Source organism: Comamonas guangdongensis (assembly GCF_041079535.1).
Classification (GTDB): domain Bacteria; phylum Pseudomonadota; class Gammaproteobacteria; order Burkholderiales; family Burkholderiaceae_C; genus Comamonas; species Comamonas guangdongensis.
In genome coordinates, this window is the sequence record NZ_JBFYGN010000049.1 from 1 (window position 1) to 8926 (window position 8926).

An 8926-nucleotide genomic window follows, 5' to 3' on the forward strand; every position below is an offset into this window, starting at 1 on the left:
ATCGCTGATTAAACAACGACGGAGGCAGAAATATGCAAGGTCAACGGTTGACTTGCCGGAAAGTCCCTGTAGACCCTGAGCAGTATTTCGGATGCACGTTAACAAGGGTTGAAATACAGCGATTGCCGCTGCTCATAACCCATCGCGACCTATCGATCGCCGCTCCATAGCGGCCATCCGGGTCGATTCAGAATGACGATTTATGCACCACCGTATCCTCTGTCGCTGATGTGCTTTAGGTATTAAATAATTAGCGGTGTCATAAATTTGCGTACGCCATTGTCTTTAATAGCTGCTATAAATAGCAGAAATAAAAACCAATCCAGCCAATGGACATGGCATCTTTTTTGAGATAGGCGATCTCGATGCCTGCTTCCTATTAGCAAACCCTTTCTCCTGAGTCCAAGCAACTCTGAGGCCCTTTCAGGGCTTTGGGCGGGATATTTGTTGCTTGAGCCTTTAATCCGGAAACAGAGGTGGCCATGGAATTACTGAAGAGCATTTTTCACCAATCGCCCGAAGCCGCGCTTTTTGCGTCTTTGGCCCTGGGCTACTGGGTCGGCAAGTTCAGGTTCGGATCATTCCAGTTGGGCGGGGTGGCTGGTTCGCTGTTGGCTGCGGTGTTGATCAGTCAGGTGGGCATACAGATCGATTCCGGCATTAAGGCTGTGTTGTTCGCGCTATTCATTTATGCGGTCGGCTTTGAGAGTGGACCGCAGTTCTTTCGCTCTTTGGGGCGTCACTCCGTCAAAGAGATACTGATGGCCGTGGTGGTAGCGTTGACGGGGCTGATCACCGTGGTGGTAATAGCTCGGATATTCAATCTAGACAAGGGCCTGGCCGCGGGGCTGGCTGCGGGCGGGCTCACCCAGTCGGCCATCATCGGCACCGCGGGCTCCGCCATCGAGAAGCTGGGGCTTGGAGCCGAGGAAGTCCAGCGCATGCAGGCCAATGTGGCCATAGGCTACGCGGTCACATATATCTTTGGCTCTTTCGGAGCCATCATCATGTGCGTCAATGTCCTGTCGTGGATTACCGGTCGAAACATCCGCGAAGATGCTGTTCAGGCCGAGCAGGAGCAACTCAAGGGCGTACGGGTCTATGGGGTGGGGGAGTCGCCTGCGGCTCCTGATTTGGTCGGGCGCATCTTTCGTGCGAGCCAATCGGGCAAACGCGTTGCGGAGCTGGAAGCCAGTGCGACTCAAGGAAGGGTGACCGTGGAGCGCATCCAGCGCAAGAACGCCTTGGTGGGGATCGATCCCAGCTTGGTGCTGGAAGCTGGTGACATCGTCTTGCTGGTAGGGCGCCGTGCTGCCGTGGTGTCACTCGGGGCCTTGCTGGGCGACGAGATGCAAAGTGCGCAGGGTATGGATGTGGTCATGGTGCGGCGCGACGTTGCCATTGCCAATAATCAGTACTTGAATCGCAGCGTGAAGGACATCCTCGATAGCCTGTCGCAAGAGGTCAAGCACGGCGTCTATGTGGAGGGGCTGATGCGTGCGGGCTCTCCGGTGCCGATCACCGCCGAAACCATGGTGATGCCCGGCGATGTGGTCACCTTGTTTGGTACGCCCCAGGATGTGCAGAAGGCTGCCCAGTCTGTGGGTCCTATCATTGTTCCCAGCGACAAGACAGATTGGGTTTTTCACGGCCTGGGAATCGTCATTGGCCTGCTGATTGGGCTTTTGGTACTGCGCGTCGGCTCTATCCCCATCACTTTGGGCAGCGGCGGTGGAGCACTGTTGTCAGGCTTGCTCTTTGGCTGGTGGCGCAGCCGCAAGCATACGATGGGAAACATGCCGACGGCTGCCTCTACGCTGCTGCGTGACCTGGGCTTGGCGGGTTTTGTCGCCATGGTAGGCCTGCAATCGGGCCAGCAGGCAGTAAGCACGGTTATGGACCAGGGGCTGACGCTATTCCTGCTCGGCGTGCTTGTGACCATCGTTCCACTGCTGATCGCCATATTGTTCGGCAAGTACGTCTTGCACTATGACAACGTGGCGGTATTTGCGGGCTCGCTGGCGGGAGCACGCAGCGCCAACCCCGCGTTTGGCGAGGTCCTGGACAAGGCTGGGAATTCGATTCCCACGACTCCCTTTGCAATCACCTATGCGCTGGCCAATGTGTTCCTAACTCTGTTGGGGCCGCTGGTCATCGCCTTCGCGTGAAACCCTCGAGTTGATTCCCTAAGACGAATGGAAGGAGCTGCGAAATGAGCAAGGATTATCAGAGTCTGGCGAATTTGAGCCCGTTTGAGCTCAAGGATGAATTGATCAAGATTGCCTCGAGCAAGGCAAACCGCCTCATGTTGAATGCAGGGCGGGGCAATCCCAATTTTCTGGCAACCACGCCAAGAAGAGCTTTTTTCAGGCTGGGGCTCTTTGCGGCGGCGGAGTCAGAACTTTCCTACTCGTATATGACGGTGGGAGTGGGAGGATTGGCCAAGATTGAAGGCATCGAAGGACGCTTTGAACGCTATATCGCCGAACATCGGGATCAGGAAGGGGTTCGCTTCCTCGGTAAATCCCTGAGCTATGTACGCGATCAGCTCGGGCTGGACCCGGCCTCTTTTCTTCACGAAATGGTGGACGGCATCCTGGGTTGCAACTATCCCGTACCCCCGCGTATGCTGAACGTGAGCGAACAAATCGTGCGCCAGTACATCATCCGTGAAATGGCTGGAGGCGCGGTTCCTGCCGAATCCGTGGACTTGTTTGCGGTCGAGGGTGGTACTGCCGCCATGGCCTATATCTTCGAGAGCATGAAGCTCAATGGTTTGCTCAAGGCGGGCGACAAGGTGGCCATTGGCATGCCGGTCTTCACGCCCTATATCGAGATTCCAGAACTGGCCCAGTACGCGCTCGAAGAAGTGGCGATCAATGCCGATCCTGAGGCCGGCTGGCAGTACCCGGACGCCGAGCTGGACAAGCTTAAGGACCCGGCCATCAAGGTGTTCTTCTGCGTGAATCCCAGCAATCCGCCTTCCGTGAAGATGGATCAGCGCAGCTTGGAGCGCATCCGCAGCATCGTTGCGGATCATCGCCCAGACCTGATGATTCTTACCGACGATGTTTACGGCACTTTTGCCGATGAATTTCTGTCGCTTTTCGCGATCTGCCCCAAGAACACCTTACTCGTGTACTCGTTCTCCAAGTACTTTGGCGCCACAGGTTGGCGCCTGGGGGTGATTGCTGCGCATAAGGACAATGTTTTCGACAGCGCGCTCGGCAAACTGTCGGAACAGGAAAAGCAGGCTCTGGATCACCGCTATCGCTCGCTGCTGCCCGATGTGCGCTCCCTGAAATTCATAGATCGGCTGGTGGCCGACAGTCGTGCGGTGGCGCTCAACCACACCGCAGGGCTGTCCACGCCTCAACAGGTGCAAATGGCCTTGTTCTCGCTGTTCGCGCTGATGGACGAGGCCGATGACTACAAGCAGACTCTCAAGCAATTGATCCGACGCCGTGAAGCAACGCTGTATCGTGAACTCGGCATGCCTCCACTCAAGGATTCGAATGCAGTCAACTACTACACCTTGCTCGATCTGCAGGAGGTGACTTCAAAACTCTACGGTGAAGCGTTCTCCAAATGGGCGGTCAAGCAGTCGTCGACCGGAGACATGCTGTTCCGAATCGCCGAAGAAACCGGCATCGTCCTATTGCCAGGACGCGGATTCGGATCGGATCGACCCTCAGGCCGAGCCTCGCTGGCCAATCTCAATGAATACGAATACGCGGCTATCGGCCGCGCACTGCGTAAGATGGCAGATGAACTCTATAAAGAGTACATCAAGCAAAATCAGTGACCTGGGTGACCAACGCTTAAGCCAGAACAAGGTCATGTGTTTGCACCGTGACCTTGGCGCTGGCTTGGCTCGTGTGCTTCGGGAGCATGGAGTCGAGGTCTTCGAAGTGGACTGCCCCTAGGGACAGTCCACGCTGAATCGATTCAGCTGCCGAGACAAGTTGGCGATTGCTGTCGTTCAAGCACTGGACCGTGAATGACTCAGATCAGCCTGAAGCAGTCGCCGGTGGGGACACCTTTAAGGACTGCTTCTGGCCGATATCAGACCTTGGTGCCAAGCAATCTATATAGCTCCCTTCCTCTCGGTTCAAAACAATCAAGCTCAATAAGAAGCCGCCTGCAACCCGATGGTTGCAGGCGGCTTCAGCTATGAAAAGCGTAGTTTAGACAGCGCGGCCTGCGGCGTGGCCCGAGTGCATCGCGCCCTCGATATAGCCCAGGTCTTGGCAGTCGCCGATGCGGCGCACGGGGATGGTGCTGAGCGCCTGCAGCCCCTCGGCCACCGTCGCATCGGCCTCGGCGCCGATGGCCAGCACCACGGAGTCGGCGGCCGTGCGCTGCTCGGCGCCGGCCTTGTCGGTCCACACCACTTCCTTGCGCTCTATCCTGGTGACATTGGCCTGCATCCGCAGCTTGCCGTGGGCCGTGACGGCGTCGTACACGCGCCAGCGGCGCACGATGGCCAGCTCGGTGCCCGGGTGGGTGCCGGGGTCCAGCACCGTGACTTCGCGGCCGCGCTCGAGCAGGAACTCAGCGAGCTCCATGCCCACGAGACCCGCACCGATGATGGCCACGCGCTTGCCCAGGGGCATCCACAGTTTGGAAAGGTTCTGGATGGCGGCCGTGCTGTCCGTGACCTTGAGCATGCCGCCGGCTTTGAACAGCGCGCGCTCGGCCAGGCTGAGCTTGGCCTTGGCGATCTCGTCGGCGCGGTCGCCCGTCATCAGGCGGCGCAGCTCGTCGCCGCTCCACACATGGTTCTGCTCCGCGCCTGGAATGGCAGGGGCCGCGCGCCTGGCGCCGGTGCCGACCAGGATTTCATCGGGCTGGAGTTCGGCCAGCAGCCCGGCATCCACCGTGGTGTTCAGGCGCACCTCGATCTGCGGATGCTGCATCTGCTTGACCAGGTAGTCGAGCAGGCGGCCGTTTTCGGGGTAGGCCAGGGCCGCAAAGAACAGCGTGCCGCCCAGGCGGTCGCTGCGCTCGGCAAGGGTCACGCGGTGCCCGCGCAGGGCCGCCACGCGCGCGGCTTCCATGCCCGAAGGGCCGCCGCCGACGACCAGCACATGCTTGGGCTTTTCGGCGAAAGTGATGATCTTGGTGGCTTCGTGGCCGGTCTGGGCATTGACGGCGCATTTGATGCCGCGGTTGACGAAGATCTCGCTCACGCAGGCATAGCAGTAGATGCAGGGGCGCACATCCTGCGCGGCATTGGTCTGCAGCTTGTTGGCCAGCTCGGGCTCGGCCAGCAGCTTGCGGCCCATGGCCACGAAGTCGATCTCGCCGCCGGCCACGGCGGCCGCGGCATCGTCCAGCTCCCAGCGGCCGGCCGAGATGATGGGGATGCGCACAGCCTTCTTGAAGCGGCCCGCGAACTCGCGGTAGGCATTGGGCTTCTGCGGAATCGGCGCATCGGTGAAGGCCGAGCCCGTGGGCATGCGCGCATAGGCCGAGACGCTGATGGCGTCCACGCCCAGCTCCTCGCAGAGCTTGGCGGTCTTGAGTGCCTCGTCCATGGTGATGCCGCCGGGCGTGTGCATTTCCTCGGCATCCAGGCGCACCCAGATCGGGTAGTCGGGGCCCACGCGCCTGCGCACCTCGGTCAGCACCTCGCGCAGCAGGCGGCTGCGGTTTTCATAGCTGCCGCCGTATTCGTCGGTGCGGCTGTTGAAGTAGGGCGAGAGGAAGTTGGCGAGCATGTAGTTGTGCGCGCCATGCACTTCCACCGCATCGAAGCCGGCCTGCTTGGCGCGCACGGCGGCGGCCGCAAACCATTCGACCATTTGCGCGATATCGGCCTTGTCCATCACGCGGTAGCGATCCGGATACGGGCCCACGCCCACAAAGGTCGAGAACTCCTTGGGCGTGATGGTGCGCATGGCCTCGGGCACGGGCGCATCGGGCGGGATGGAGGAGACCCACATTTCGCGGCCGCAGGCGCGGTCGTGGGCGGCCACCTTGCCGCTGTGGTTGATCTGCACCGCGATCTTGCCGCCATGCGCATGCACGCGGCGCGCGGCCTCGGCCAGGCCGGGGATGAAGCTGTCGTCCGAGATGCCCAGCTGGTGCGGCTCGCTGGTGCCCGAAGGCCAGGAGATGGCCGTGGTGCCCATGATGATGAGGCTGGTGCCGCCCTTGGCGCGCGCCTCGTAATAGGCCTGGGTCTTCTCGCCGCAGCTGCCGTCGGTGCCACCGAAGTTGTCGCCCATGGGCGCCATGACGATGCGGTTCTTCAGCTCCATGGTGCCGATACGCCCTGGCTGCAGCAGGGATGCGTGGGGATTGCTCATTTTTCTGTATGTCTCCTCAGTTTGTGGGCCGAGTTCGGCGGCGATGGTGCGAGCGGCCCCGATTCTGCGGGCAGCGCGCCTATCGCCGCTCTGGCCGGGCGCCGGGGGGGAGCAGCCACGGTAAATTTTCCCCGCCGGAATCACATCGTCCGTTTGCATGTAGTCTGCGCGCGTGTGATGGGCTTTGATGGGCGCCATCACAACCACGCAAACAAGGAAGAGACATGTCCACCATCGTGATGAGCGGCTGCGCCACCGGTATCGGCGCCGCCACCCGCCAGGCCCTGGAGGCCGCGGGCCACAAAATCATAGGCATAGACATCCGCGACGCCGAGGTCATCGCCGACCTCTCCAGCGCCGCAGGCCGCCAGCAGGCGATTGCCGCGGCGCTCGAGCAGTGCGCGGGCACGCTCGACGGCATCGTGCTGTGCGCAGGCCTGGGCCCGCAGACCAAGGTGGTCGGCAATGTGGTCTCGGTCAACTACTTCGGTGCGACCGAGCTGATGGACGCCTTCCTGCCCGCACTGAAGCAGGGGTATCAGCCCGCGGCCGTGGTCATCTCCTCGGTGGCCTCGGCCCATCTGCCGTTCGAGAAGAACCCGCTGGCTCCGGCGCTGGAGGCCGGCGACGAGGCCGGCGCCCGCGCCATTGTGGAGAACGCGGGCGAGCAGGGCGGCAATCTGGCCTATGCGGGCAGCAAGAATGCGCTCACGGTGGCGGTGCGCAAGCGCGCCGCCGACTGGGGCAAGGCCGGCGTGCGCCTGAACACCATCGCCCCCGGAGCGACCGAGACGCCGCTGCTGCAGGCCGGTCTGCAGGACCCGCGCTACGGCGAGTCGATCGCCAAGTTCGTGCCGCCGCTGGGCCGCCGTGCCGAACCCGCGGAGATGGCCTCGGTCATCGCCTTCCTGATGAGCCCCGGCGCTGCCTATGTGCACGGTGCGCAGATCGTGATCGACGGCGGCATCGACGCCATGATGCGTCCCACCGAGTTCTGATGCCGCGCCATGAATACCTATGAATACATGAGCGCCGTGGTGCGGCGCTATGTCGCCGCACTCAATGCCTCGGATCTGGAAGACATCGTGGCGCTGTACGCCGCGGACGCCACGGTGGAGGACCCGGTGGGCTCCGAGCCCAGGCGGGGGCTGGATGCCATTCGCGCCTTCTATGCCAAGGCCCTGCAGCTGCCGCTGCGCGTGGAGCTGCAGGGCGAGGTGCGCGCGGTTGCGAACGAGGCGGCTTTTGCATTCACCGTGAGCTTTGAACATCAGGGCCGCCGGACCACGATCGCCCCCATAGATCATTTCCGCTTTGATGCTGCTGGCAAGATCGTCAGCATGCGTGCGCTGTTCGGCCCGCAGAATATGCACCAGCTCTGATGGATCGCTGCGGCGGAGCAGGTGCAATCTGCTCCTGAATTAGAAGCTGCCTGCGCTTGATGTGTATTGAATTTAGGTGGTTTGCTTCTTGAATTCATGCAATCAAAGCGCAAGCAGCTTTTGTTTTGATAGCGGATGATTTTTGTCGGTAAGGGTAATGGGCGGGTATCGGCCAATTGGAGTCGTTCCGCGAGCTCTCCTCGTCCGCAGACGATCACGAGCACAGCGTGGTCAAAGTTGCCCGGATACTTTTTGATAGCTCAAGCACTCGCAGCTTAAAAGCCTGGCGCAGGTCGCCAGTGAACATATGCTGGGAACGATGCATGACTCAGAAACGTTAAAAATATGTCGATGACCTGCGTCGACATGAACCATTCGTCAGATTGCATCGGAATATTTCCCGCCCGAAACGCCAATATGGTCCCGTCCGGGAACACTGGATTGGGCTTATCGTGGAAGGCTCTTGAACGCGCACTTGTGCTGGCATCAAAGTGTTCGACCATGCAAGTGACGCCACCCCCTGCAATCTGGACATAGCTGCCACTCTCATTCGTCAGAGAGGCATACGAAGATGGCCCATAGCTACGCAATGACTTTATTGCACGGCTGATCTGGGCAGGCGTGGGGGCTGAAATGTCTGCCTTGCCCTCAATCTCGAATTTCATTGACCAGTAGGATGTGGAGTAGAAACTTCATCCTATCAGTCCGGTTGGCTACGCATGTTGAATGACTGCATTGGAGAAAATCGAAGGTCCGTAACGGGTCGCGGTCTGCCTCTGGAGGCGGCCAGAAGCGGCCTCTTCATCAGTAGAAAACACATGCGCGAGTACACCATCGAATGCCGAGGCTTGAAAAGCGAGGCGGAATTCTGGGCAGCTTACCTTGCTGAAGTGAAGCCTGATGGCGCTCATTACTTTGGCCGGAATCTCAACGCCTTTTGGGATGCGGTGTCAGTTGGTGGACCCGGTTCACCGGGCGACAACTGCGCCTTGCGGTTTGTTCACACCGATAGTCTTTCGACGTGGAGAAATGGTGAATTCGTTTCCGCGCTCAGGCGCATAGCAGCTGAGTCAAAGTGGGTCGTGATTTGTATCGATTAGCAGAGCACGCAACTAGCCACTTGTGTCGAATGGCTGTTGATGAGAAGGCGTTAAGATGTTCAGTCCCACAGTGAGATGGTGCGGATGAAGTCTAAAGCGACTTGGATCTTTTTCCCACGCCTCGCACATC

Annotated in this window: 7 protein-coding genes; 5 read left to right on the forward strand and 2 right to left on the reverse strand. The window is 60.1% G+C overall.

Going from position 1 to position 8926, the window contains the following annotated elements; all coding sequences use genetic code 11:
- The first annotated feature begins 482 nt into the window (after window positions 1-482).
- Together aspT and AB6724_RS21480 are read left to right on the forward strand one after the other, a co-directional pair.
- Window positions 483-2168, forward strand: coding sequence for an aspartate-alanine antiporter (gene aspT, locus AB6724_RS21475; RefSeq protein ID WP_369340575.1), 1686 nt, complete (start codon window positions 483-485; stop codon window positions 2166-2168).
- Between the two features lie 44 nt (window positions 2169-2212).
- A complete protein-coding gene (locus tag AB6724_RS21480) occupies window positions 2213-3805 on the forward strand; it encodes a bifunctional aspartate transaminase/aspartate 4-decarboxylase (protein WP_369340576.1) in 1593 nt (530 codons plus the stop codon).
- A 382-nt stretch (window positions 3806-4187) separates the two neighbouring features.
- On the opposite strand, the gene AB6724_RS21485 is transcribed toward AB6724_RS21480, so the two are convergent.
- Entirely contained in the window at window positions 4188-6314 is a 2127-nt protein-coding gene (locus tag AB6724_RS21485) for an NAD(P)/FAD-dependent oxidoreductase (RefSeq protein ID WP_369340577.1), read from the reverse strand.
- Between the two features lie 224 nt (window positions 6315-6538).
- On the opposite strand from AB6724_RS21485, the gene AB6724_RS21490 reads away from it, so the two are divergent.
- Both AB6724_RS21490 and AB6724_RS21495 read left to right on the forward strand, forming a co-directional pair.
- Window positions 6539-7312: a 3-alpha-hydroxysteroid 3-dehydrogenase gene (locus AB6724_RS21490; protein WP_369340578.1), complete on the forward strand. Its 774-nt coding sequence runs from the start codon at window positions 6539-6541 to the stop codon at window positions 7310-7312.
- Between the two features lie 9 nt (window positions 7313-7321).
- Complete coding sequence (locus AB6724_RS21495; protein WP_369340579.1) at window positions 7322-7696, forward strand: steroid Delta-isomerase; 375 nt, start codon at window positions 7322-7324, stop codon at window positions 7694-7696.
- Window positions 7697-7971: 275 nt separating this feature from the next.
- Here AB6724_RS21495 and AB6724_RS21500 read toward each other — a convergent pair whose 3' ends face one another.
- Window positions 7972-8361, reverse strand: coding sequence for a hypothetical protein (locus AB6724_RS21500; protein ID WP_369340580.1), 390 nt, complete (start codon window positions 8359-8361; stop codon window positions 7972-7974).
- Between the two features lie 153 nt (window positions 8362-8514).
- On the opposite strand from AB6724_RS21500, the gene AB6724_RS21505 reads away from it, so the two are divergent.
- Window positions 8515-8796, forward strand: coding sequence for a barstar family protein (locus tag AB6724_RS21505; protein ID WP_369340581.1), 282 nt, complete (start codon window positions 8515-8517; stop codon window positions 8794-8796).
- The last annotated feature ends 130 nt before the right edge of the window (window positions 8797-8926 follow it).